This window comes from Actinomadura fibrosa (assembly GCF_900659615.1).
In the GTDB taxonomy this organism is placed as follows: domain Bacteria; phylum Actinomycetota; class Actinomycetes; order Streptosporangiales; family Streptosporangiaceae; genus Spirillospora; species Spirillospora fibrosa.
In genome coordinates this window covers 1-24,223 of the sequence record NZ_CAACUY010000093.1, presented here as the reverse complement: position 1 = coordinate 24,223, position 24,223 = coordinate 1, and the positions used below count along the sequence as shown (strand labels likewise).

At 73.0% G+C, this 24,223-nt stretch carries 19 protein-coding genes; 13 read left to right on the top strand and 6 right to left on the bottom strand.

The window, feature by feature from the left end; all coding sequences use genetic code 11:
• Positions 1-267 precede the first annotated feature (267 nt).
• The 4 genes from E1300_RS26980 to E1300_RS26965 all read left to right on the top strand — a co-directional run bounded on the left by E1300_RS26980 (position 268) and on the right by E1300_RS26965 (position 4,769).
• Complete coding sequence (locus E1300_RS26980) at positions 268-2,130, top strand: bifunctional metallophosphatase/5'-nucleotidase (RefSeq protein WP_131759879.1); 1,863 nt, start codon at positions 268-270, stop codon at positions 2,128-2,130.
• A 73-nt stretch (positions 2,131-2,203) separates the two neighbouring features.
• A complete protein-coding gene (locus tag E1300_RS26975; protein ID WP_131759878.1) occupies positions 2,204-2,851 on the top strand; it encodes an RNA polymerase sigma factor in 648 nt (215 codons plus the stop codon).
• Entirely contained in the window at positions 2,848-3,867 is a 1,020-nt protein-coding gene (locus E1300_RS26970) for a CU044_5270 family protein (protein WP_131759877.1), read from the top strand. The genes E1300_RS26975 and E1300_RS26970 overlap by 4 nt, the downstream gene beginning before the upstream one ends.
• Positions 3,868-3,941: 74 nt before the next feature.
• Complete coding sequence (locus E1300_RS26965) at positions 3,942-4,769, top strand: SDR family NAD(P)-dependent oxidoreductase (RefSeq protein WP_131759876.1); 828 nt, start codon at positions 3,942-3,944, stop codon at positions 4,767-4,769.
• A 6-nt stretch (positions 4,770-4,775) separates the two neighbouring features.
• Here E1300_RS26965 and E1300_RS26960 read toward each other — a convergent pair whose 3' ends face one another.
• A complete protein-coding gene (locus tag E1300_RS26960; protein WP_207399974.1) occupies positions 4,776-5,654 on the bottom strand; it encodes a PaaX family transcriptional regulator in 879 nt (292 codons plus the stop codon).
• A 133-nt stretch (positions 5,655-5,787) separates the two neighbouring features.
• Between E1300_RS26960 and E1300_RS26955 the strand changes: the two genes are divergently transcribed.
• The 4 genes from E1300_RS26955 (at position 5,788) to boxB (ending at position 11,496) form a co-directional block, all read left to right on the top strand.
• Positions 5,788-7,386 carry a benzoate-CoA ligase family protein gene (locus E1300_RS26955; protein WP_131759874.1) on the top strand — a complete coding sequence of 533 codons (1,599 nt, stop codon included), beginning with the start codon at positions 5,788-5,790 and terminating at the stop codon, positions 7,384-7,386.
• A gap of 58 nt (positions 7,387-7,444) precedes the next feature.
• Positions 7,445-8,305: an amidohydrolase family protein gene (locus E1300_RS26950; protein ID WP_131759873.1), complete on the top strand. Its 861-nt coding sequence runs from the start codon at positions 7,445-7,447 to the stop codon at positions 8,303-8,305.
• Positions 8,306-8,416: 111 nt separating this feature from the next.
• A complete protein-coding gene (gene boxC / locus E1300_RS26945; RefSeq protein ID WP_131759872.1) occupies positions 8,417-10,078 on the top strand; it encodes a 2,3-epoxybenzoyl-CoA dihydrolase in 1,662 nt (553 codons plus the stop codon).
• Between the two features lie 2 nt (positions 10,079-10,080).
• Positions 10,081-11,496 (top strand): benzoyl-CoA 2,3-epoxidase subunit BoxB, encoded by a 1,416-nt coding sequence (gene boxB / locus E1300_RS26940; protein ID WP_131759871.1) that lies wholly within the window; start codon positions 10,081-10,083, stop codon positions 11,494-11,496.
• Between the two features lie 153 nt (positions 11,497-11,649).
• Here boxB and E1300_RS26935 read toward each other — a convergent pair whose 3' ends face one another.
• The gene (locus tag E1300_RS26935) at positions 11,650-12,855 is read right to left on the bottom strand and encodes a hypothetical protein (protein ID WP_131759870.1); all 1,206 of its coding nucleotides are present in this window, start codon (positions 12,853-12,855) and stop codon (positions 11,650-11,652) included.
• 231 nt (positions 12,856-13,086) lie between these two features.
• Between E1300_RS26935 and E1300_RS26930 the strand changes: the two genes are divergently transcribed.
• From E1300_RS26930 to E1300_RS26915, 4 genes are all read left to right on the top strand, one after another.
• Positions 13,087-13,659 (top strand): hemerythrin domain-containing protein, encoded by a 573-nt coding sequence (locus E1300_RS26930; protein WP_131759869.1) that lies wholly within the window; start codon positions 13,087-13,089, stop codon positions 13,657-13,659.
• Between the two features lie 20 nt (positions 13,660-13,679).
• Positions 13,680-14,138, top strand: coding sequence for a hypothetical protein (locus E1300_RS26925; protein WP_131759868.1), 459 nt, complete (start codon positions 13,680-13,682; stop codon positions 14,136-14,138).
• A 20-nt stretch (positions 14,139-14,158) separates the two neighbouring features.
• Positions 14,159-15,319, top strand: coding sequence for a zinc-dependent alcohol dehydrogenase (locus E1300_RS26920; RefSeq protein ID WP_242619416.1), 1,161 nt, complete (start codon positions 14,159-14,161; stop codon positions 15,317-15,319).
• A 185-nt stretch (positions 15,320-15,504) separates the two neighbouring features.
• Positions 15,505-16,095 carry a sigma-70 family RNA polymerase sigma factor gene (locus E1300_RS26915; RefSeq protein WP_131759866.1) on the top strand — a complete coding sequence of 197 codons (591 nt, stop codon included), beginning with the start codon at positions 15,505-15,507 and terminating at the stop codon, positions 16,093-16,095.
• A gap of 67 nt (positions 16,096-16,162) precedes the next feature.
• Here E1300_RS26915 and E1300_RS26910 read toward each other — a convergent pair whose 3' ends face one another.
• Together E1300_RS26910 and E1300_RS26905 are read right to left on the bottom strand one after the other, a co-directional pair.
• Positions 16,163-16,588, bottom strand: coding sequence for a ChaB family protein (locus E1300_RS26910; RefSeq protein ID WP_131759865.1), 426 nt, complete (start codon positions 16,586-16,588; stop codon positions 16,163-16,165).
• Between the two features lie 71 nt (positions 16,589-16,659).
• Positions 16,660-16,989 carry a putative quinol monooxygenase gene (locus tag E1300_RS26905; protein WP_131759864.1) on the bottom strand — a complete coding sequence of 110 codons (330 nt, stop codon included), beginning with the start codon at positions 16,987-16,989 and terminating at the stop codon, positions 16,660-16,662.
• Between the two features lie 320 nt (positions 16,990-17,309).
• Between E1300_RS26905 and E1300_RS26900 the strand changes: the two genes are divergently transcribed.
• Positions 17,310-17,819, top strand: coding sequence for a lytic polysaccharide monooxygenase auxiliary activity family 9 protein (locus E1300_RS26900; RefSeq protein ID WP_131759863.1), 510 nt, complete (start codon positions 17,310-17,312; stop codon positions 17,817-17,819).
• A 192-nt stretch (positions 17,820-18,011) separates the two neighbouring features.
• On the opposite strand, the gene E1300_RS26895 is transcribed toward E1300_RS26900, so the two are convergent.
• Both E1300_RS26895 and eccCb read right to left on the bottom strand, forming a co-directional pair.
• Complete coding sequence (locus E1300_RS26895; protein WP_131759862.1) at positions 18,012-21,359, bottom strand: NACHT domain-containing protein; 3,348 nt, start codon at positions 21,357-21,359, stop codon at positions 18,012-18,014.
• 50 nt (positions 21,360-21,409) lie between these two features.
• Positions 21,410-24,175 (bottom strand): type VII secretion protein EccCb, encoded by a 2,766-nt coding sequence (gene eccCb / locus E1300_RS26890; protein ID WP_131759861.1) that lies wholly within the window; start codon positions 24,173-24,175, stop codon positions 21,410-21,412.
• Positions 24,176-24,223: the final 48 nt, after the last annotated feature.

The window sequence follows — 24,223 nt, the reverse complement described above, 5'->3', positions numbered from 1 at the left end:
AGCGGGCCATGGCGACCTCGAATCGATAGGAAAGTTTCCTATAAATCGCCTGTACGGTAGCCTCCCGCCCCGGACACGGCAAGACCCGCGCGGCGACCGTCCGGAACGCCGTCCCGACCACCGCAGATGAGGGACCGAACCAGCGCGCGGACCCGCAGGATCGTCAGCATCTGCCAGGGCACGCGCGCGGATCTGGCAACAATGCCCAAGGAGGTTGTCTGACCTGGGCCCTATCGTGACAGGCGCCTTTCGGAAGGATGTGCCCTCATGCGTGGTTCTGGTGGCCGGCCCGGTCCGTCGCCCCGTTGGTGTTCCTGTCGCGTCCCGGACGAGGAGGCCGCCGAGACGTCCGGCGTCAGCCGCAGGCAGGTGCTCGGCGGGCTCACCGCCGCGGGCGCGCTGGCCGCCGCCGGGTGGCCCGGCTCCGCCGAGGCGGCGGAGCGCGCGGGCGGCGACCGCCCCGTGACCATCACGATCATGGGGACCTCGGACCTCCACAGCAACGCCGTCGACTGGGACTACTACAAGGACGCCCCCTACGCCGACAGCGCCGGGAACGTGGTCGGGCTCGCGCGCGTGTCGAGCCTGGTGAAGCAGGTCCGTGCCGACCGCGGACGGGACCGGACGCTCCTGTTCGACGCCGGGGACACCATCCAGGGCACCCCGCTCGGCTTCTACTACGCCACGGTCGAGCCGATCACGAAGACGCACCGCGTCCATCCGATCGCGGCGCAGATGAACGCCATCGGCTTCGACGCCGTCGCGCTCGGCAACCACGAGTTCAACTACGGGCTGCCGATGCTGGACGCGTGGATCCGCCAGATGCGGGCGCCGGTCCTCGCCGCCAACGCCGTCCACGCGGGCACGGCGCGTCCCGCGTACCGCCCGTACATCATCAAGACGATGCACGTCCCCGGCCACCCGCCGATCCGGGTCGGGCTGCTCGGCCTGACCAACCCCGGCGTCGCCATCTGGGACAAGGGCAACGTGTCCGGCAAACTGGAATTCCTCGACCTCGTCGAGACGGCGAAGCGATGGGTGCCGATCATCCGGGCGCGGGGCGTCGACGTCATGGTGGTGAGCGCCCATGCCGGCGACAGCGGCCTCTCGTCCTACACCGGCGACATCCCGGTGGAGAACGCCTCGGCGATGGTGGCCGAGCAGGTCCCCGGGATCGACGCCATCCTGTTCGGGCACGCGCACAACGACGTCCCGCAGCGCTTCGTCACCAACAAGGCCACCGGCCAGAGCGTGGTGATGAGCGAGCCCAAGTGCTGGGGGCAGCGGCTGTCGGTCTTCGACATCACGCTGACCCGGTCGCGGGGCCGCTGGAAGGTCACCGGGAGGTCCGCCACGACGGTCAACACCAACACCGTCCAGGAGGACCCGAAGCTCGTCGCCCTGGTGAAGAAGCAGCACGACGCGGTGGTGGCCTACGTCAACCAGGACGTCGCCACCTCCACCCAGGAGATGTCGGCGGCCGAGTCCTGCTGGAAGGACACCGCGATCCTCGACTACGTCCACCTGGTGCAGACGGAGAAGGTGAAGCAGGCCGTCGCCGGCACCGAGTACGCGTCGCTGCCCGTCATCTCCATCGCCGCGCCGTTCAGCCGCGCCGCCACCTTCCCGGCCGGCAAGGTCACGATCAGGGACATCGCCGGCCTCTACATCTACGACAACACCCTGCTCGGCAGCGTCCTGACAGGCGCCCAGATCAAGGCGTACCTGGAGTACTCGGCGCAGTACTTCGCCCAGGTCGCGCCGGACGCGCCAGTCGCCCCGGCGTCGTGGACGAACGCCCATAACCGTCCGGACTACAACTACGACCAGATGTCCGGCGTCACCTACGACATCGACATCGCCCAGCCGGAAGGCGCCCGGATCAGGAACCTCACCTACGGCGGCACCCCGGTCGCCGACGACCAGCGGTTCGTCGTGGCGGTGAACAACTACCGCCAGTCCGGCGGCGGAGGCTTCCCGCACATCACCGCCGCCCCGGTCGTCTACAACGCGCAGGTGGCCATCCGCGAGGCGATCGTCGCCTATGCCTCCGCGGCCGGGACGATCGACCCCGCCGCCTTCCACACCGAGAACTGGAGGCTCGTCCGCGCCGGCACCCCGGTCTTCTGACATCCGCCGTGAGTGACGCAGGTCACAGGAACCCGGGGGGCGCACCGGACAGTACGGGGGCGTGGAAACCACGATGCGCGCCCGTATCCGGGCCGGGGACGCGGACGCGTTCGGCGAGCTCTTCGACGAACACGTCCGCTCGGTCCACAACCACGCCTTCCGGCTGACGGGCGACTGGTCGGAGGCCGAGGACGTCGTCTCCCTGACCTTCCTGGAGGCGTGGCGGCTGCGGGAGCGGCTCGACCCCGGCGACGAGCGCGGGCCGCTGCGCCCCTGGCTGCTCGGCATCGCCACCAACGTGGCGCGCAACGTGCGCCGCGCCGCCCGGCGGCACGGCGGCGCACTCGCCCGGCTCCCGGACGGCGCGGTCGTGCCCGACTTCGCCGAGGAGGTCACGTCCCGCATCGACGACGCCGATCGGCTCGCCTCGGTCCGGGTCGCGATGGACGCGTTACGGCCGCCCGAACGCGAGGTCCTGGCCCTGTGCGTGTGGGCCGGACTCGACTACGCCGAGGCCGCGGAGGCGCTGGGCGTCCCGGTCGGGACGGTGCGCTCCCGGCTGTCCCGGGCGCGCCGCAAACTCGACAAGCTCGTCGCCGCGGGACGGCTCCGTCCGCCCCGGGAGCCGCTGGAAAGTCGCCGGGAACCGGACGTCCGGTCCGGACAGCCACTGGGTGACCGCGAGAGCGCGGTCCGGTCCGCTCAGGAGAACACCCGATGAACACGATCCCGCCCCGGCCCGCGCCGGACGACCGCGAACGGCTGGCCCGGCTGGTGCCGGGACCCGCGGACAGGGTGCTCCCGGACGACCGCAGGCGACGGCTCCAGGAGTTCGTGATGACGAGGATCAGCGAAGAGGCGACATCCGGCGGAGAGGCGACGACCGGCGACGAGGCGGGACCCCGGGGGGAGGCGGGACCCGGCGGGGAGGCGCGGTCCGGCGGCGGGGTGCCGCGCCGCCCGTCCCGGCGCCGCCGCGTGCTCGTCGTGTCGGCCTTGGCCGTCGCGACCGCGACCGTCGCCGTGGTGGCGGTGAACGGCGGTTCGTCCGGCCATCGCGGCGGGACGGGGACGGCCGTGCCGTCCGGGCGGCGGATCCTGCTGGCCGCCGCCGACACCGCCGAGCGGACACCGGAGGGCACCGGCGACTACTGGCACGTCAAGGTCGTGGTGAACGAGCCGCCGGATACGCGCACTGAGGAGAGCTGGACCGGACGCGACGGGCGGTACTGGTGGCGCGGGAGTGCAGGCAAGGTCGCCAAGTCCCCTCGTCCTGCGCTCCTCGGACTTGCGGGTTCTCCCGTGGGCATGGCGCAGATCCGGGGGCTGCCCACGGAACCGGCCGCGCTCAAGCAGCGGCTCGCCGCGAACTCGGAACGAGGCTTCGTCGCCGGGCCGAACCCGCCCCGGCCGAGCGCCGCGCTGCGCGAGCGGCTCGTCGTCGAGGGGCTCGTGTCGCTGGTCTCCCAACTGCCCGCCACGCCGGGGACCCGTGCCGCGGCGCTCCGCCTGCTCGCCGGCTACCCGAACGTCCGGAACCTGGGAAGGGTCGGCGGCGGGCAGGGTCTGCGGATCACGTTCGACGGCACGGAGAAGCCGGCCCTGCTGGTCATCGACCCGGCGACCGCCCGCGTCCGCAGGACGAACCTCGCCGTCAACCCCTCGGGGGCCGTGGCGCGCTCGAAGCGTCTCATCTCCATCACCGCCGAGTGGACGACGGCGGTTCCCCGCCGCTGATCGCGCCGGGCGTCCGGACCCGCCCGGTCGTGGCTTGGCGGGTTCGGGCTGGCGGACGGTGGAAGCATGATCGTATGAGCTTCGATACGGCACGGAACGCGGGGACGGCCGTGGTGACCGGCGCGTCCTCCGGGATCGGCCTGCACTACGCCGAGCGGCTGGCCGGGCAGGGCTGGGACCTGGTCCTCGTCGCGCGCCGCGCGGAGCGGCTGGAGGAGACGGCCGCGCGGCTGCGCGGCGGCGACGGGATCCGGGTGGAGACGCTGGTCGCCGACCTGGCGGACGCCGGCGACCAGGCGCGGGTCGCCGAGCGGGTCGCCGCGCCCGATGTGGACCTGCTCGTCAACAACGCGGGCGTCAACGGCTACGGCCTGTTCGCCGAGGTCGACCCGTCGGTGCTGCGGCGCGTCCTGGACGTCAACGTGGTCGCGCTGACGGCGCTGACCCGCGCGGCGGTGCCCGGGATGCTGGCGCGGGGACGCGGCGCGGTGGTGAACGTCGCCTCCCTGCTGGCGTTCGCGGGCGCGCTGCCGCCCGGCCCGCTGCCGCGGCGGGCCGTGTACGGCGGCACCAAGGGCTACGTGGTGACGTTCACCCGCACGCTCGCCGCCGAGCTGGCCGGTTCGCCCGTCACCGTCCAGGTGCTGTGCCCGGGGCTGACGGCCACGGAGTTCCATCTCGCGCACGGGCACGAGCCGGTCGCGGGCGAGCACCGCGTCCACGACGACGGCGGCATGCCCGTGGACGACGTCGTGACCGCCTCGCTGGAAGGCCTCCGCACCGGCGAGATCGTCTGCGTCCCGGGGCTCACCGACCCGGCGAGGCTGGAGGCGCTGGGCGAAGCGGAGGCGGGGATCCGCGGCTCGTCCACCGGACGCCTCGCCGCCCGCTACACGCGCTGAGGCGGGTCAGCCCGCGTCGTCGCCGGTCAGGGACTTCCAGTGCCGGTCGGCGGCGGGACGCCAGGTGTCGTGCCGCTCGTGGAACAGGGTGCGGGACCGCACGCCGCTCCAGTCGTCCGGGAGCAGTTCGGCGGGGAGGCCGGGGTCGAGGAACGGGAAGCGGCGCCACTCCTGGACGAGCCGCGTGTGCGCGGCGAAGGTCTCCGCGTCGTCGCGGGGGCGGAGCGCGCGGGCCGCGTCGAGGAAGTCCTCGTAGGCGAGCTCGATCTCGCCGAGGTCCCACGCCTCGCCGGCGACCCGGCGGGCCTCGGCGAGGTCGCCGAGGTGCCCGGTGAACAGGGTGGACGTGCCGGCGACGCCGATCTCGGCGAGCATGTCCGCGACCTGCGGCCGGCGTTCGGGGTGGGGGCTGACCCACACGCCGGGCGCGAGGTTGCCGAGGCCGTTCCAGGCGAGCCGGGTGCGCAGCAGGTGGCGCAGCCGCCGGTTCGTCTCCGGGACGGTGGCGAGCACGATCAGCCACTGGCCGTCCCAGTCGCCCGCGGGACGGCCGAAGGTGTAGATGCGCTCGGTGCCGTCGGTGAGCAGCCGGCGGCCCGCGGGGGTGAGGTGCCAGGCGGTGCGGCGGCCGTGGCGCTCGCCGGTGAGCCAGCCCTCGGCGGCGCTGCGGGCGAGCGCCTGCCGGACGGCCTTCTCCTCGACGCCGAGCAGGTCGAGCGCGCCGAGGAAGGCGGCGGTCCAGACGGGGCGCCCCGCGGGCAGGACGAACTCGCCGAGCACGGTGAGCAGCAGCGACCGGGCGCTGGCGGCGCCGAGCTCGCGGCGGCGCCGGAACTCCGGCTCGGCCGCGGGCGCGTACGCCGCGGCGGTCTGGCTCGCTGACACGCGCCCCTCCTCGTCGGATCCTCCGGTTCCCGCTGCACCAGTATCACGCCACCACACACTCCACAGATCTATTGACTTGCGTCTATGTGATGTAGAGCATATGGGCACGCTCATCGGCGACGGGGAGACCTCCATGACCGCTGCACCGACGCCCCCCTCGGCCCCGCCCGAGGCGTTCAACGCCTGCGACTACCTGCTCCGCGCCGCGTCCGGGCCCGGCGCCGCGGAGCGGATCGCGCTCACCGGACCGGGAGGCGACCTCACCTACACCGCCCTGGACGAGCTGGCGGGACGGGTCGCCGCGGGCCTGCGAGCCCGGGGGCTGCGCCCGGAGGAGCGGGTCGTCCTGTTCATGGCGGACGGTCCCGCGATGGCGGCGGCGCTGCTCGGCGCGATGCGGCTCGGCGCCGTCCCGGTGCCGGTCTCGACGATGCTGACCGGTGCCGAGCTGGCCCTGCTGCTGAACGACGCGCGCGCCAGGATCCTGCTGGTCAGCGACCGGTTCGCGGTGGCCGCGGAGGGGGCCCTCGCGCTGTCCCCGGGCGTCCGGCAGGTGGTCGTCGAGGGGGGTACCGCGCTGGGCGTCCCGGACGGGGTGCGGCTGGAGCCGTTCGAGGCACTGGCCGCGGAGCCCGACGAGGAACCCGCCGGGGACGAGTACGTCACCGTCGAGGACTCCAGCGCGCTGTGGCTCTACACGTCCGGGACGACGGGTGTGCCGAAGGGCGCGATGCACCGGCACGCCAACATCCGGCACGTGGTGGAGACGTACGGGCGCCAGGTCCTCGGCATCACGCCCGAGGACCGCTGCTACTCGGTGGCCAAGCTGTTCTTCGCCTACGGGATCGGCAACTCGCTGTTCTTCCCACTGGCCACGGGCGCGACGGCGATCCTGGACCCGGACCGTCCCACGCCCGCGTCGGTGGCGGAGCGGCTGCGCGAGTACCGTCCGACCCTGTTCTTCGCCGTCCCGACGTTCTACGCCGCGCTGCTGAACGCCGGCGTGCCGCGGGAGGCGTTCGCGTCGGTGCGGCTCGCGGTCTCGGCGGGGGAGCCGCTGCCGGCGGAGCTGTGCCGCCGCTTCACCGAGCGGTACGGCGTGGAGGTCATCGACGGCCTCGGCTCGACCGAGTGCCTGCACATCTTCCTGTCCAACCGGCCGGGGGACGTGCGGCCGGGCAGCACCGGCACCGCCGTCCCCGGCTACGAGCTGCGGGTCGTGGACGCCGACGGCGCCGACGTCAAGCCGGGGACGCCGGGCTCGCTGCTCGTCAAGGGCGAGTCGATCGCGACCGGCTACTGGTGCCGCACCGAGACGACCCGGCGGGTGTTCCAGGGCGAGTGGCTGCGGACCGGCGACACCTACGTCGTGGACGACGACGGCTACTACACCTGCCTCGGCCGCACCGGCGACATGCTCAAGGCCGGCGGCATCTGGGTGTCGCCCGCCGAGGTCGAGGGGCGGCTGCTCCAGCATCCGGCGGTCGCGCTCGCCGCGGTCGTCGGGCTGGCGGACGGGGACGGGCTGGACCGTCCGGTCGCCTGCGTCGTCCTCGCCGACGGCGCCTCCGCCGGACCCGCCGAGCTGATCGACTTCTGCCGCGCCGGCCTGGCGTCGTTCAAGCGGCCCCGCGAGGTCCTGATCGTGGACGCGCTGCCGACCACCGCGAGCGGCAAGCTGAAGCGCTACGCCGTCCGGGACCTGGCCGCGACCCTCCTCGGCGGGGGCTGACCGCGGCGGTGCCAGAGTAGGAACGACGACACCCCGCCGCACGGAGGGCCGCTCCCGCATGCTCGACGGAAACCTGTTCATCGACGCGCACGTCCACGTGGCCCGGCTGCCGACGCTGCGTCCGGCGTGGCGGCGATGGGCGGACGAGTTCGGATCGGCCCACCCCTGGCCGGACCTGTACGACGCCGACGGGACGCCGGTCCCCGAGCGGGTCGACGCGTACTTCGAGGCCGAGGGCGTGGACGTGGCGCTGCTGCTGTCGGAGTACAGCCCGAGGACGACCGGGTACCAGCCCATCGAGGACGTCCTGCCGCTGGTCAAGCACAACCCGCGCCGGTTCCGGCCCATCGCCAACGTCAACCCGCACCTGCACTACCCGATCGGCGCGGAGGTCGAGCGGCAGGCGGCGCTCGGCGCGGTCGCGCTGAAGCTGCACCCGGTGCACGGCGGGTTCAGCGTCGCCGACCCGGAGCTGTACCCGGCCTACCAGGCGTGCCTGGACGCGGGGCTCCCGGTGGTGGTGCACTGCGGGACGAGCTCGTTCCCCGGCTCGGCCAACCGGTACGCCGACCCGACGCCGATCGACGACGTGCTCCGCCTCTTCCCCGACCTGACGGTCGTGCTGGCGCACGGCGGGCGCGGCTGGTGGTACGACGCCGCCGCGTTCCTGGCGCTGTCGCGCGAGAACGTGTGGATCGAGCTGTCCGGGCTGCCGCCGCGCCGGCTGCCCGAGTACTACGCGCGGCACGACCTCGCCCGGCTGGCCCGCAAGTTCATCTTCGGCACCGATTGGCCGGGCGTGCCCGGCGTGGCCCGCAACGCCCGCGCGATCGCCGCCCTCGGCCTCGACGCGGAGACCCTCACCGGCGTCCTCGGCGGCAACGCGCTGAAGGTGTACCGGGGCCTGCGGGACGCCTGACGAACGCGCCGCGCGCCTCGCAGCGGATCACCGCCGAAAGACATGCTACAAACTCTTGACGCAATGATCCGGTCCTGTTGAACATGGGAGGGAGACGGCGGAAGGACGGCGATGACGGCCCACGTGGAGTTCCGGGCGGACCCGGCCCGCTACCGGCACTGGAAGGTCGCGGTGGACGGCCCGGTCGCCACGCTGACGATGGACGTCGACGAGCACGGCGGCCTCGTCCCCGGCTACGACCTGAAGCTCAACTCCTACGACCTGGGCGTGGACATCGAGCTGTACGACGCCGTCCAGCGGCTGCGGTTCGAGCATCCGGGCGTCCGCGCGGTGGTGCTGACCGGCGGCAAGGAGAAGGTCTTCTGCGCGGGCGCCAACATCCGCATGCTCGCGGCGTCCTCGCACGCGTGGAAGGTGAACTTCTGCAAGTTCACCAACGAGACCCGCAACGGCATCGAGGACGCGACGGAGAACTCCGGCCAGACCTACCTGGCGGCGCTGAACGGGACCGCGTCCGGCGGCGGCTACGAGCTGGCCCTCGCCTGCGACCACATCATGCTCGTGGACGACCGCTCCTCGACGGTCTCGCTGCCCGAATTGCCGCTGCTCGGCGTCCTGCCGGGCACCGGCGGGCTGACCCGCGTCACGGACAAGCGGCACGTCCGCCGCGACCGCGCCGACTACTTCGCCACCCGGGCCGAGGGCCTCGGCGGCGCGAAGGCCGTCGCGTGGCGGCTGGTGGACGAGGCCGTGCCCCGGACGACCTGGGACGCGACCGTCGCCCGCCGCGCCGTCGAGCTGGCGGCCCGCTCGTCCCGTCCGGCCGGCGACGGCATCGCGCTGACGCCCCTGGACAAGACCCGCACCGAGACGTCCATCGCGTACCGGTACGTCACCGCGACCCTGAACCGCGAGGCGGGCGCGGTCGAGATCACCGTCGCGGGCCCCGCCGACGACGCGCCCGACGACATCACCGGGCTCCACCACCAGGGCGCCGGCTTCTGGACGCTCGCCATGACCCGCGAGCTGGACGACCTCATCCTCGACCTGCGCACCAACGAGCCCGCGCTCGGCACCTGGGTGCTCCGCACGTCCGGCGACCCGCTGAAGGTCCTCGACCACGACCGGCTGCTGCTCGACAACGCCGCCGACTGGCTCGCCAACGAGATCGTCTTGTACCTCAAGCGGACGCTGAAGCGGCTCGACGTGACCAGCCGCAGCCTCATCGCGCTGATCGAGCCCGGAAGCTGCTTCGCCGGGTCGCTCCTCGAACTCGCGCTGGCCGCCGACCGCTCCTACCACCTCGCGGGCGTGTTCGAGGAGGTCGACCCGGACGCCGCCCCGGCCGCCGTCACCGTGGACGCGATGAACCTGGGCCCGCTCCCCATGGGCAACGGCCTGTCCCGCCTCGCCACCCGGTTCCTCGGCGACGGCGAGGGCCTGGCCGCCGTCCGCGACGCCGCCGCCAAGCCCCTGGAGGCCGCCGACGCCGAGCGGCTCGGCCTGGTGACCTTCGCGCCCGACGACATCGACTGGGACGAGGAGGTCCGCATCGCGATCGAGGAGCGCGCCGGGTTCAGCCCCGACGCGCTCACCGGCCTGGAGGCCAACTACCGCTTCGCGGGCCCCGAGACGACCGAGACCAAGATCTTCGGCCGGCTCACCGCCTGGCAGAACTGGATCTTCAACCGGCCGAACGCGTCCGGGCCGGACGGCGCGCTGCGCCGCTACGGGACCGGGCGGCGCGCCGACTTCGACCGAGAGCGAGTGTGACCATGGGCCCGTCCGCGGACTACACCGAGAAGATCCCGAACAACGTCGGCCTCCACGAGGACCGCCGACTCCAGCGGGCGCTGGAGTCCTGGCAGCCGAACTTCCTGTCCTGGTGGGAGTCGATGGGCCCGTCCCTGCCCACGCAGGACGTCTACCTGCGCACCGCCGTCAACGTCGGACGCGAGGGCTGGGCGCACTTCGGGCACGTCCCGATGAGGGACTACCGGTGGGGGATCTTCCTCGCCGAGCGCGACGGCGACCGCCGCATCGGGTTCGGCGAGCATAAGGGCGAACCGGCCTGGCAGAAGGTTCCCGGCGAGTACCGCGCCGACCTCCAGCGCCTCATCGTCATCCAGGGCGACACCGAGCCCGCGTCCGTCGAGCAGCAGCGCAACCTCGGCGCGACCGCGCCCAGCCTCTACGACCTGCGCAACCTCTTCCAGGTCAACGTCGAGGAGGGCCGCCACCTCTGGGCGATGGTGTACCTCCTCCACGCCTTCTTCGGACGCGAGGGCCGCGAGGAGGCCGAGCAGCTCCTGCACCGCAACTCCGGCAGCGAGGAGTCGCCGCGCATCCTCGGCGCCTTCAACGAGGAGACCCCCGACTGGCTGTCGTTCTTCATGTTCACCTACTTCACCGACCGGGACGGCAAGTACCAGCTCGGCACGCTGAAGGAGTCCGGCTTCGACCCCCTCGCCCGGACCTGCGAGTTCATGCTGAAGGAGGAGGCCCACCACATGATGGTCGGCACCACCGGCGTCGACCGCGTGGTGGAGCGGACCGTCCAGCTCATGATCGAGCACGACACCGAGGACGTCACCGCGCACGGCGGCATCTCCCTCGACGTGATCCAGAAGTACCTGAACTTCCACTACTCCGTCTCGCTCGACCTGTTCGGCGGCGAGACGTCCACCAACGTCGCGGGCTACTACACCGCGGGCCTCAAGGGCCGCTGGATGGAGGACCGCCGCGCCGACGACCACCGCCTCACCGACGGCTCGGCGATGGTGGACGCGCTGGTCGACGGCCGCATCGGCGAGACCGAGGTCCCCGCCCTGACCGGGCTGAACACCGACCTGCGGCGCGCCTACATCGCCGACTGCCAGAGCGGCGTCAACCGCTGGAACAAGATCATCGAACGGGCGGGCCTGCCGCAGCGCCTCGCCCTGCCGAGCATCGCCTTCAACCGCAAGGTCGGTGCGTTCGCCGGCATCGAGGCCACCCCGGACGGCGAGATCGTCTCCGCCGCCGAATGGGAGCGCCGCAAGGGCGCCTGGCTGCCCACCGACGTGGACAAGACCCACGTCCGCTCGCTGATGCGCCCCGTCCACGAGCGCGGCAAGATCGCCGCCTGGATCGCCCCGCCCCGCAACGGCATCAACGGCAAACCCTTCGACTACGACTACGTCCACCTCTGACGACCACTCCGGACGACGTCCACGCGGCCCGTCACCGCGGATCCTCGCCCATCGACTCCGACGGCGGGGCTGTCGGATGGTGGCGTAGACGCGAGGCGCCCACCGGGGCCGTGGGAGGGCGGGCCGGTGGGCGTCTTCTCGGTCGGGTGGGAGCTACTTCGCGGGCTTGTCGCGGAGGCTGGCGACCGGGTGGGGACCCTCGGTCTCCAGGCGGTACTCGTCGCCGAACTTGGCGCGGTGCTCGTCGATGACGAGCTCCTGCGGGTTCCGGGCGGCGTTGATCTTGTCCTGGAACGCCTCGAAGCGGGCGTGCGCCTCCTGGACGTAGCCGGTGCCGAGCGTGGTGTAGTCGATCTGCGTGGCGAGCAGCTCGCGGACGAGCGCCTTGTTCGGCTCGAACGTGACCGGCTCGGGGAGCGCGGGCGCGAGGATGCTCTCGGGGTCCCGGCCGTCGTGGCGGCGCATCAGGTCGCAGGCGATGCGCAGGTGCTCCAGCTCCATGTTCAGGTGGAGCTCCCAGATGCCCTTGATCCGCGGGTCGCTCTCGGTCTCCATGAACGAGTGGTACATGTAGCACTCGTTGTACTCGTGGTTGACGAGGCGCTCCCACCACGTCTCGCCCGGGTCCACCAGGGACTCGTAGTGCGTGACGTGCTCCTCCTCGACCAGCCCGATCTCCTGGTAGAGCTGGCGGGCGATCGGCTCCATGTACGTCGGGCCGACGTTCATGTAGAAGTTCATCGTCTGCTGCTCGGCCGCCATGATGGTCAGCGCGTGCAGCTTGGAGATCGGCGCGGCGGCCTCGCGGTCGTAGGGCTCGCGGACGTTGTCGAGCGGGTCCCGGTGCTGGAGGTAGCCCGGACGGCCCGGGGAGACCTCGGTGAGCTGGTCGACGATCTTCTCGGCCTTGCGGTGCTCGATCATCTCGTACAGGTTGGCGTACCGGTACAGGTGGTCGAAGTCCTCCAGCAGCCCGAAGTTGTAGGCCTGCTTGAGGTAGGGGTCGGGCTCCATGCGGGCGACCCAGCCGGTGAGGTCGACGGCGACCTGCTCGTAGCTGATCGTGGTCTCCAGCACCGACGCCTGGCCCGGCAGCAGCCAGTTCACGACCTTCTGCTGCTGCGCCTCGATGTAGCGGGTCCGCGCGAGCATCTGCTTGACCTCGGGGTCCTTGGCGACGCGCGCGAAGTGGTGGCTGAACATGATCGCCTCCACCTCGATGCCGTTCATCGCGATGATGCGGCACTTGGTGTAGGGATCGGAGGTGTCGGGGTCGACCGGTGCGACATTCAGCTGGTCCCAGTTCCGCAACTGGTCGTCCAGCGGGATGCCGCGGTGCTCGAGCGGGTTGAAGGCCACCGGGCTCACCTTTCCTGTGGTTTCGACGTGATCGGCGGTGCCGCCCTACCCGCGTTCGGCGACTCCTCACGCAATTCCGGACCTAATTACATGATCTTTACGGCCTGGATCGAAATTTGTTGATTCGCGAAGAAGGCGTGTCGCATAGGCGTCCTTGACCCGGGTAGGGGTCGCGCGCCGCACCACGATGGACCACATTTTCGCGGCGCCGACCGAGGGAGCGAGAAGTCCATGCAGACCACACCGAACGACGCCCGGACCACCGAGGACGTCATCGACCTGCTGCGCGCGCAGCACGGCCGGATCCGGGACCTGTTCGACCTGGTGATGAGGTCCGAGGGCGAGGAGCGCAAGGACGCCTTCCACGAGCTGGTGCGCCTGCTCGCCATCCACGAGACGGCCGAGGAGGAGATCATCCACCCGGCGGCCCGGCGCATCCCCGGCGGCGACGGCATCGTGGACGACCGGCTCGCCGAGGAGCGCGAGGCCAAGGAGACGCTCTCGGACCTGGAGAACATGGACGTCGACGACCCGCGGTTCCTCAAGACGCTGGACGCGCTGCGCATCGACGTGCTCACCCACGCCCGCGCCGAGGAGCGCTACGAGTTCGACCGGCTCAAGGACGAGTTCAGCCCCGCGCAGCTCAAGGGCTTCGCCGCGGCCGTCCGCAGCGCGCAGGCCACCGCGCCCACGCACCCGCACCCGGGCACCGAGAGCGCCACGAAGAACATGCTCGTCGGCCCGATGGCGGCCGTCGCCGACCGCGTCCGCGACATGATCCGCGACGCCCGCGACAAGGGCTGACCGGGTCCGCTGGGAGAGAGATGAAACGCGCCTTCGTCGCGGCGGCGGTCGTCGCCGGGGTCGGTGCCGGCCTGGTGCGCCGGCTGAGGTCCCGGGCCGCCTCGCGGCAGGACGACCTGTCCCGCTGGCTGGTCGTCACCGTCAACGTCCCGCCGGAGCGGTTCGGCGAGACGCCCGAGCCGCTCGCGCGGCTCAAGGACCACATCGAGATCAGGACGGCTCCGGCGCCGGGCGGCAAGGGCACCGAGCTCGCCGCCCGGCTGTGCGGGAACGGACGCACGGGCGGCACCGGGCCGATCGCGCGGCTGAGCGGGAACGACCCGCGGCAGCCGGTGCGGGAGGCGCTGCGCGAGGCCAAGTCGCTGATCGAGACCGGAGAGATCATGAAGCCGGACGCGCCGCCGACGACCCGCTCCACGCCGGGCGGGAAGCTGGTCGGGCTCGTGACCCGGCGCGCCAGCGGGGAGGGCAGGCTGTGAAGGCGCTGTGCTGGGAGGGCGTGAACGAGCTCTCGGTCGAGGACGTCCCCGACCCGGAGCTCCGCAACGACCAGGACGTCATCGTCAAGGTCTCCGCCGGCACCACCTGCGGCTCCGACCTGCACCTGATCGGCGGCTACATCCCCGCGATGCGCGCCGGCGACGTCATCGGCCACGAGTTCCTCGGCGAGATCGTCGAGGTCGGGCCCGGGGTCCGCCGCCACAAGGTGGGGGACCGCGTCGTCGTCTGCTCGTTCGTCGGCTGCGGCCGCTGCTGGTACTGCGCCAACGACCTGTGGTCGCTGTGCGACAACTCCAACACCAACCCCGGCATCACCCAGGCGATGTGGGGCTACGAGCCGGGGGCCGTGTTCGGTTACTCCCACGCCATGGGCGGCTTGCGCGGCAGCCACGCCGAGTACGTGCGGGTGCCGTTCGCCGACTACGGCGCGTTCCCCGTCCCGGACGAGGTGGACGACGTCAGCGCGCTGTTCGCGTCCGACTCCGCGCCGACCGGCTGGATGGGCGCCGACCTCGGCGGCGTGCGGCCGGGCGACGTCGTGGCGGTCTGGGGGTGCGGGGCCGTCGGCCAGATGGCCGCCCGCGCGGCGATGCTGCTGGGCGCCGAGCGCGTCGTCTGCATCGACCGGTTCCCCGAGCGCCTCGCGATGACCCGGCAGCACATCGGCGCCGAGACGATCGACTATACCGAGACGGACGTGGGCGCGGAGCTGCGCGAGCTCACCGGCGGGCGCGGCCCGGACGTGTGCATCGAGGCGGTCGGCATGGAGGCCCACGGCACCGGCCCCGACTACGCCTACGACCAGGCCAAGCAGCAGCTCCGGCTGCACACCGACCGTCCGACGGCGGTGCGCGAGGCGATCTACAGCTGCCGCAAGGGCGGCTCGGTGTTCGTGCTCGGCGTCTTCGGCGGCGCGGTCGACAAGTTCCCGCTCGGCGCCCTGATGAACAAGGGCCTCACGCTGCGCGGCGCGCAGATGCACGGCCAGCGCTACATCCCGATGCTGCTGGACCGCATCGCCAAGGGCGAGCTGAGCACCCGCCACCTGGCCACCCACGAGATGTCACTGGACGAGGCTCCCACCGCCTACGACATGTTCAAGCACAAGAAGGACGGCTGCGTGCGGGCGGTCATCCGTCCCGGCGGCGCCGCGGCCTGAGTGGTCGGCCTGAGCGGTCGGCCGCCCGGCGGCGGGAGCGACCGGCCGACCGGCGACCCGGAACGCGCTCGTTAGAGCGTTCCGATCCGGGGCATAGGCCGTGGTCTGGGAAAGACGAGCTCAGTGCATGGGCGTCAAGCACCTTCGGTCACCCGGGCGAGGGGACGCCGGGATGGGGGCCCGCGATGGTGACGACCGCACCCGAGACGGATCGGCGCAGGTCGCGTTTCGAGCGCGACGCGATCCCGTACATGGACCAGCTCTACGCCGCCGCGCTGCGGATGACCCGCAACCCGGCGGACGCCGAGGACCTCGTCCAGGACGCCTACGCCCGCGCGTACGCGTCCTTCGGACAGTTCAAGGAGGGCACCAACCTGCGGGCCTGGCTGTACCGGATCCTGACCAACACGTTCATCAACACCTACCGCAAGAGGAAGCGCCAGCCCGTCCAGTCCTCGGCCGAGACGGTGGAGGACTGGCAGCTGGCCCGGGCGGCGTCGCACACGCCCGGCGGGCTCAAGTCCGCGGAGACCGAGGCCCTGGAGCACCTGCCGGACTCGGAGGTGAAGCGGGCCCTGGAGGAGCTGCCCGAGGAGTTCCGGCTGGCGGTGTACCTCGCCGACGTGGAGGGGTTCGCCTACAAGGAGATCGCCGAGATCCTCGACGTCCCGATCGGGACCGTCATGTCCCGGCTGCACCGGGGGCGGCGCCGGCTGCGCACGCGGCTGGAGGACTACGCGCACGAGCAGGGGATCTCCGCGCTCTCCGGGACCTGAACGCGCGAGCGGCCGCCGTGCCCCCGTCAGGGGACGCGGCGGCCGCTGCTCGCGTCGTCGCGGCCCGTCAGGACCTCGACCTGGCGCTCTCGCGGTCGTTGGCCTTCTCGATGGCCTTGACCAGCTCGTCCTTGGTCATGGACGAGCGGCCCGAGATGCCGAGGCGCTTGGCCACGTCGTAGAGGTGCTGCTTGGAGGCGTTGGCGTTCACTCCGCCGGCGGTCTTCCGGGAGGTGTTCCGGCCGCCCTCGGCCTGCTTGTCCGAGGGCCCCTTGGACCCGCCGGGCTTGGGCTCCCAGTGGTCGCCGACCTTCTCGTGGGTGTGCTTGAGGGCGGAGTAGGCGACCCGGTGCGCCCGCTCGCCCTCGCCGTACTCCTTGACGGCGGAGTCGTGCGCCTTGGCGTAGGTGCGCTGGGCCTTGGCGTCCGAACGCTTGATGGTGTCCGGCAGCTCCTCCTTCTTGGCCTTGCCGCCCTTGGTGGTCTTCGGCATCCTCCTGCTCCTCCTCGTCGGGGCTTCGTACTGTGTGCCGATACCCGACGCGCGCGAGATATGCAGGAGGCTCAGGAGCGCTCGACGGCCATCTCGCCCAGTTCCGACCAGTCCGTCCCCGGGACGGTCGCGTTCACGATGCGCGGCGTCTCCGCGAGGTACCGCGGAAGCTCCTGCTGAGCGGCCTTGAAGTGCTCGGAGCCGACGTGCGCCGCGCCCGCGTCGCCGTCCTCGAACGCCTCGACGAGGACGTACTCGTTCGCGTCGTCGAGGCTGCGCGACCAGTCGAACCAGAGGCAGCCCGGCTCCGCGCGGGTCGCCTCGGTGAAGCCGCGGGAGATCTCGGGCCAGCGGTCGGCGTGCTCGGGCAGGACGCGGAAGCGGGCGGTAATGAAGATCATCGGCGGGGTCCTTCCCGGAAGTCGTCGCGGCGCCCGGCGGCGCCGCCGTTCCCCGCCGACGCTACCGGCCGGGCCGGGCGGCGGCGGCACTGGGCGGTCTTGACAGCGATCCGGCCCAGAGCAAAACTGACAGGAAAGTTTATTAAAAGATCACTCCGGTCGCCCCCTGGAGGCCGCCATGGCGGCTCGCTCCCGCGCCCCGCCCGCGCCCGCTCCGAGCAGGCGAAACGTCCCCCCGCCCCGGCGGTAGCGCTCCCACGCGCCGCCTCCCCCCGCCGTGGCCGCCCCGCGCGGCCATCGATCCACGACTCGGAGCTCCCATGAACAAACGGCTCATCGCCGCCGTCTCCGGCGCGGCGCTCGCCCCCGCCTTCGTCGTCGTCCTCGCCGGCGCCGCGAGCGCGCACGGCTACATCAACTCCCCGCCGAGCCGCCAGGCCCAGTGCGCCCAGCGCACCGTCCAGTGCGGCGACATCAAGTACGAACCGCAGAGCGTCGAGGGGCCGAAGGGCCTGCGCAGTTGCAGCGGCGGCAACGCGAGGTTCGCCGAACTCGACAACGACGCCCTCGGCTGGCGCGCGACACCGGTCGGCAGGACGGCCACCTTCAGGTGGACCTTCACCGCCGCGCACCGCACCTCGAACTGGCAGTACTACATCGGCAACACGCTCCTCAAAGAGGTCAGCGGCAACGACGCGCAGCCGCCGAGCACCGTCTCCCACACCGTGAACCTCGGCAACGTCTCCGGCCGCCAGAAGCTGCTGGCGGTCTGGAACATCGCCGACACGACCAACGCGTTCTACGCCTGCGTCGACCTCCAGGTCGGCTAGCGCCGGAACCGGCCCGCCGGAACCGGCCCGCCGGGACCCGCCCGCCGGGGCGGCGCCCACCGCCACCACCCCCTCGGTGAGCCCGCCCCGGCGAGCACCGGCCGTCGCGCTGCGCACCCTCCTGCGTCGAGCACCCTCCCGCGCCGCGCGTCTCTCCGGCGTCGCGCGTCTGTTCGCGTTGAGCGCGGCGGGTCAGTCGCTTGCGAGCACGATGGCTTCGACCGGCGGGAGCGCCCCCTCACGCCGCTTCTGCAACCACGTGATCGCCGCCGCGTGCGCCGCCCACCTCACGGCCAGGTCCCGGTTCCCGCGGATCCTCGACTCGGCCGCGAGGCACAGGGCGGAGAGCCGCATGCGTCCGACCTCCTCCCGTCCGGCGTCCGACTTCCGCGCCAGCCATGGCGCCGCCGTCCGGGCCGTCGCGTCGGCCAGCTCGGTGAGCCACGCGCGGGACGGATCGTCGCCGGACGTCCACGAGAGGTCCAGCGTCGGCAAGGCCTCCCGTGTCAGCAGGGCGGTCCGCTCGACCTCCCAGGCCACCGAGCCGATCCGCATCATGGACCCGTGCGGAAGCACGTCGGCCAGGGCGGGCCAGTCGACGGCCGTGACCACGAACGGTTTCACCGGCTGGTCGGGCGATGCCGCCATGGCGTCGGCCGTCCAGGAGAGCACCGGACCGACCGCGAGACACTGCACGTCCAAGCGCGCCCTGGCGAGCGGCAGGACGGCGGAGTTCTCGTCCAGGCCCTCGGGGTTACCGGATGCCGGGTAGCGCAGCAGCTCTCCGGCGCTCACGACCGACTGGTACGGGACGTTCCTGCGGCGCCGGCTTCGCAGCGTGTCGCGCTCCAGCGCGCGCAGCGGCTCCTTGAGCGTGTCGAGTTCGGCGACGCCCGTGGCGCGTCCGCTCCCGAGGAGACTGCTCAGGTCCATGGCCACATCGATCGCCAGGATGCGGATGAGGATCCGGAGGACCGCGGTCTCCTCGGCGTCGATGAGTTCCCCGGCGACCTTCTGGACCCGGTGGGCGTCCGGCGCGATGGCGGAGGCCAGTCCGAAGCCGGTGTCGAGCGACTCGATCAGGCCGTGGGCGAAGGCGGCGTCCAGCGCGGACACCGCGTCCGGGAGCCGGGCGACCGCGGAGTCCAGGTCGGGGTCGCCCACGGCGTCCAGCAGCCGGAGCGCCGCGGCGGCGGACGCCTTCGCGCGCAGCGCGAGCACGGCGGCGAGCACCGTGGCCGCGCCGTCGACATCGCGGCGCGCCTCGGCCAGCACGTCCGCTGCCGTCAGCGCACGGGAGGCGTCGGCGTCGGGAGGCGACCAGAGGACGGGACGCTCGGGCTGTTCGGCGGCGGTCACCCAGAAGGACTCCGGGTGCCGCGCCGAACCGGCGGGGTACAGGATGCTCTGGGCGTTCGGGTCGGTGATCTCGGCTCTGGTCGGCAGGCGGTACAGCGACTCGCCGCGCACCAGTTCGTTCACCCACTGGACGAAGGCGCGGGCCTGCCGAGCGCGCACCCCGAGGACGGGGCCGTTCGGGTCGCCGCCGGACGGGGCGTCCGGTGGAGGCGCGCCGGTCTCCTGGCGGAAGAGCTCGTAGGTGCCCGCGCCGACCGGGGTCGTGCAGAGGCGGCCGCCGTCCGCGGTGCGGATGACGCTGCGGAGCTGGCGGGTGATCGTCACCGCGGTCATGAGGCGGCGCCGCTCCAGGTCCTCGGTGCCGGACGCGTCGAGCAGCGCGTCCAGCCGGGCGCGGAGCTCGGGGCCGAGCTCGCGGCCCTCGTCGGCGCAGTCGAAGGCGAGGGCGAGTGCCGTGACCGTGCCCGACCGCAGGCACGCCTCCACGATCGGGTCGACGTCGGCGCGGGCCGCGTACAGCAGCGTGCACTCGCGCCACCAGTCGTCGTCCACGGCGCGGACCAGCGTCCGCACCGGGCCCTTCTCCAGGATGTGCTCGGCGGCGAGGTACTCCTGGAAGGTGAAGTGGGCGAAGGCGAACACGCCGTTCTCCCGCTCGACCACCAGGCCGTTGGACCCGGCGTCCGCCAGGAAGTCCTCGGCGCTCAGCTCGCCGGGGACGCGCCGCAGGACGGGCCGCAGGATCCGCTCGCAGTCGGCGGCCGTGATGTCGCGGACGCGGCGCTGCATCATCTCGAACGCCAGGTGCCGCAGCAGCAGCTCCTTCTGGCTGCCGCGCGGCTCCACCGCGAGGCCCTTGGACTCCGTCCGCCGCCACAGCATGACCTGGCAGATCTCGCGGTACAGGTCCGAGCGGGTGCCGGGCAGCGCACCGCGGTAGCGGTGCACGTTGGCGATCATCGTCAGGAGCAGCGGGTTGACGGTCAGCTCGTGCAGGTTCGGCGACGCGCGCAGCCGGGCGCGCAGGTCGTCCGCGCCCTGCTCGGCGCGCCGCCGGACCTCCTCGTCGTCACGGCCCTCGGGGCGGGCGATGTGCCGTTCGACGGCGAGGTACCAGCTCCGGACGAACGTGGCGATCTGCGGGTCGGTGAACCGGCGGGTCTGGAGGACGGTCGCGCCCGCCAGCGGCGCGTCCCGGTAGCCCTTCGGCCGCGAGGTGATGACGTAGTCGTTGCGGGGGTGGTCGGCGATCTGCCGCTCCGCCCAGTCGGCGACGAGCCGCCGGTCGCGCAGGTCGGCGACCTCGTCGAGCCCGTCGAGCAGGACGACGCAGTCGCCCTCCTCCAGGCGCTTCTCCAGCCACCCCGGGGGCTCGTCCGCGCCGATCCGGCCGAGGGTCCCGCGCAGGACGTCCGCGAGGCCGATCCGCGGGTTCCCGGTAATGGCCGCGATGTGGTCGCGCAGGTAGAGCAGGATCGGGACGGTGCGGCGGCGGCCGTCGCGGTCCAGGCAGATGTGCCGGGCGGTGTGCCGCAGCAGCGTCGTCTTCCCGCTGCCGGGCGCCCCCACGATGGCGAGGACGCGGGGCTCCGGCTGGTCCAGGAAGTCGGTGATGGAGCGGCGTTCCGCGCTCTCGGGCGGACCCGGCTCGTGCCCGCCGCCGGGCCGCTCGCCGCTCGCGCCGCTGAGCACGTCGCCCTGGATGAGGCCGGGCGCGCGCATCGCCAGGCTCACGTCCACGAACACCTCGTCGAGTTCGGGGGCGTAGAAGCCGACGGTGGCGAGCCCTTTCTGGTCGATGTAGCGGAGGCTTCCCGCGAGGTTCTCCAGGTACTTGTCGCGGAACCGGGTGAAGCGGAGCGACAGCGCCCGGTCGGCGCTGTCGAGCCATCCCGCGCGCCGCCGCGTCACGAGGTCACGGACGAACCCGGCCGCGAACCGTCCCGCCGTAAGCAGCGCCCAGTAGACGGCGAGCAGCACCACCGCGAGGACGGCGTGGTCGCGGACGACGTCGCGCCAGAACCCCGCCAGCGCCGACGGCGGGACGAGCACGGCGAGCAGCCAGGCGATCTTCGGGAGCGCGCCCGGCTTCGGGTCGGCGGGCTTCGGGTCGGCGGGCCGGTCGCCTTGCCCGCCGCCCTTGCCGTCGGCGGCGGGTCTCGTCTCGTCCGGGGTGGCCATAGGTGCGGATCCTCGGGGTGGGGGGCGGCGGTGCGGAGGGGACCCGGACCTCAGGACGGCGGGGGCGCGGCGCCGTCCGGCACGTCCGGGGTCACGTACGCGGTCTGGACGAGGACGGGCTTCGTCCGCTGCCCGGCCAGTGTCCCGCGCCCGGCCGGGAGCGGTTCGGCCCGGACGCCGTGGGCGAGGATGCCCTCGTCGCGGCTCCCGGACATGACCAGCATCGGCGAGCCCGACTCGCGGACGCGCGTCAGCACCGGGTCGAACATCCCCCGCCCGGCGCCGCCGGAGGAGCGCGCGATGACCAGGTGGAGGCCGATGTCGCGGACGTACGGGAGCAGGGCCATGAGCGGCGCCAGGGGGTTCCCCATGTGCGCCACCAGTTCGTAGTCGTCGACGATCAGGAACAGGTCGGGGCCCGTCCAGGACCGGTCGGGCGGCCGGCCCGTGCCGAGGCCGCCGAGGCCGCCGGAGGCGTCGGCGCCGCCGGGGTCGTCGGAGGGGAGCCGCTGCCGGAAGGCCGCGGTCACGTCCTCGACCATCTTCCGTGCGACGGACGCCGCGGGCGCGTAGCCGATGCAGTGCCCGGTGCCGCCGACGTCGACCAGCCGCTTGCGGTAGTCGAGGACGACGATCCTGGCCTGCTCGGAGGTGTACCGGTCCGCGACGCCCTTCGCGATCAGCCGGAGCAGGTTCGTCTTCCCGCACTCGCTCTCGCCGATCACCAGGAAGTGCGGCGCGGCGGCGAAGTCGAGCGCGACCGGGGCGAGGGTGTCCTCGCCGATGCCGATCGGGATCGGTCCGCCGGCGCCGGGCACCGGGGGCGACGCCTCCACGAGGGACGGTTCCGGGAGCAGGGTCGGGAGCACGCGCACCTCCGGGGCGGCCGGGCCGTTCCATTCCGCGGCGACCGCCGCCGCCAGCGCCGCGGCCGTCCCTTCGTCCGCCGCCTCGTCCCATTCTCCGTCCGGCGCGCGGTTCGGCGGGGGGTCCAGGCGGGGGAGGGCCGCGAGGAAGTGGTGGCCTTCGCGGGTGATGCCGCGGCCCGGCCGGTCCTCCGGGACCCAGCGGGCCTGCTTCCGGTCGACCTCGGAGTCCATCGGGTCGCCGAGCCGCAGCTCCAGCCTCGTCCCGAGCAGGTCGCGGACGTTCGGGCGGAAGTCCATCCAGCGGTCCGCGGTGGCGATGAGGTGGAGGCCGTGGCCGAGGCCCCGCGCCGCGATGTCGGTGACGGAGACCGCCAGCTCCTCGAACTCGTCGCGCAGCGTCCTCCAGTCGGTCACGACGAGGAAGACGTCGCCGTAGCCGTCGTCCGGCACCTCTCCCGCCGCGCGGAGCCGCCGGTACGCCGCCATGGAGTCGATGCCGTGCTCGCCGAACACGGCCTCCCGCCGTTCGAGCAGCGCGGTCAGCTCGGCGACGGTGCGGCGCAGCAGCTGGCCGTCGCGGCGCCCCGCCGCGACGCCGCCGACGTGCGGCAGCCGCGCGAGCGGCCTCAGCATCCAGCCGGTGAGGTCGAGGCCGTAGAACTGCACCTGGCGGGGCGTGTGGGAGAGCGCCAGCGACGCGACGAGCGTCCGCAGCAGCGTCGTCTTCCCGCTGCCCGGCGCGCCGACGATCGCCACGTGGCCGGCCGCGCCGGACAGGTCCACGCGCAGCGGCTCCCGGCGGTGCTCGAACGGCCGGTCCACGACCGCGACCGTCGCGTGGAGCCCGTCGCGCAGCGCGGGGTCGGCGGTGGTCAGCCCGCGGGACGGGTCCGCGGCGACCGGCACCAGCGCGCCGAGCGCGGGCGGCTCGTCCAGCGGCGGCAGCCAGATCCGGTGCGCCGGACGGCCGTGCCCGGCGAGCCGCGCCACGGCGGCGTCGAGGAGCCGCTCGCCCGTGTCCGGCGGGCCGGAGTCCGCGGGTTCGTCGACCACCTCGGGGCGGACGTACTCGGCGACGAACGGCTGGAGCTCCCGGACGATCCGCGCCCGCGCCGCACCGGCGCCGTGCCCGCGGGCCGGTCCGGAGACCGTCGCGACCCTGCACCGGATCACGCTGTCGAAGTCGAGCCGCAGGTAGGCCGAGCCCGGCGCGGACGGCAGCTCGTAGGCGTCGGGCACGCCGATGGCCGTCCGCGACTCCATCGCCGAGTGCGTGCGCAACGCGATCCGGTACGACAGGTGGGAGGCGAGGCCGCGCAGCGTGCCCTCGTCCAGGCGGCGGGTCGCCAGCAGCATGTGCACGCCGAGCGACCTGCCCAGCCGGCCGATCATGACGAAGATCTCGACGAAGTCCGGCCGCAGGGCGAGCAGCTCCGTGAACGCGTCCACGACCACGAGGAGCGGGGGAAGCGGCTCGCCGCCCGCCCTGGCGTTCCCGTACTCGACCCAGTTCGCGGCCTTGGCCTCGCGGAAGAGGTTCTGCCGCCGCGTCAGCTCCCCGTACAGGGCCTGGTAGAGCCGGTCCGCCAGCGCGGGGTCGCCGTCCAGCCGGTCGACGTGCGCCGCCACGTGCGGCAGCCCCGCCAGCGGCCCGAACGTCCCGGCGCCCGCGACGTCCACGAGCACGGCGTTGACGTCGTCCGGCGCGTGCGTCATCGCCAGCGCGAGCACCACCGTGCGGAGGAGCTCGGACCTGCCCGACCCGGCCGTGCCGACCACCAGCCCGTGCGGGCCGTGGCCGCTCCTCGCCGCCTCCTTCAGGTCGAGCACGACCGCCTGGCCGTCCTCGCCGACGCCGATCGGGATCCGCAGCAGCTCCCGCGCCGGCCTCCGCCGCCACGCGCCGCCTCCCCCCGCCGTGGCCGCCCCGCGCGGCCATCGATCCACGACTCGGAGCTCCCATGAACAAACGGCTCATCGCCGCCGTCTCCGGCG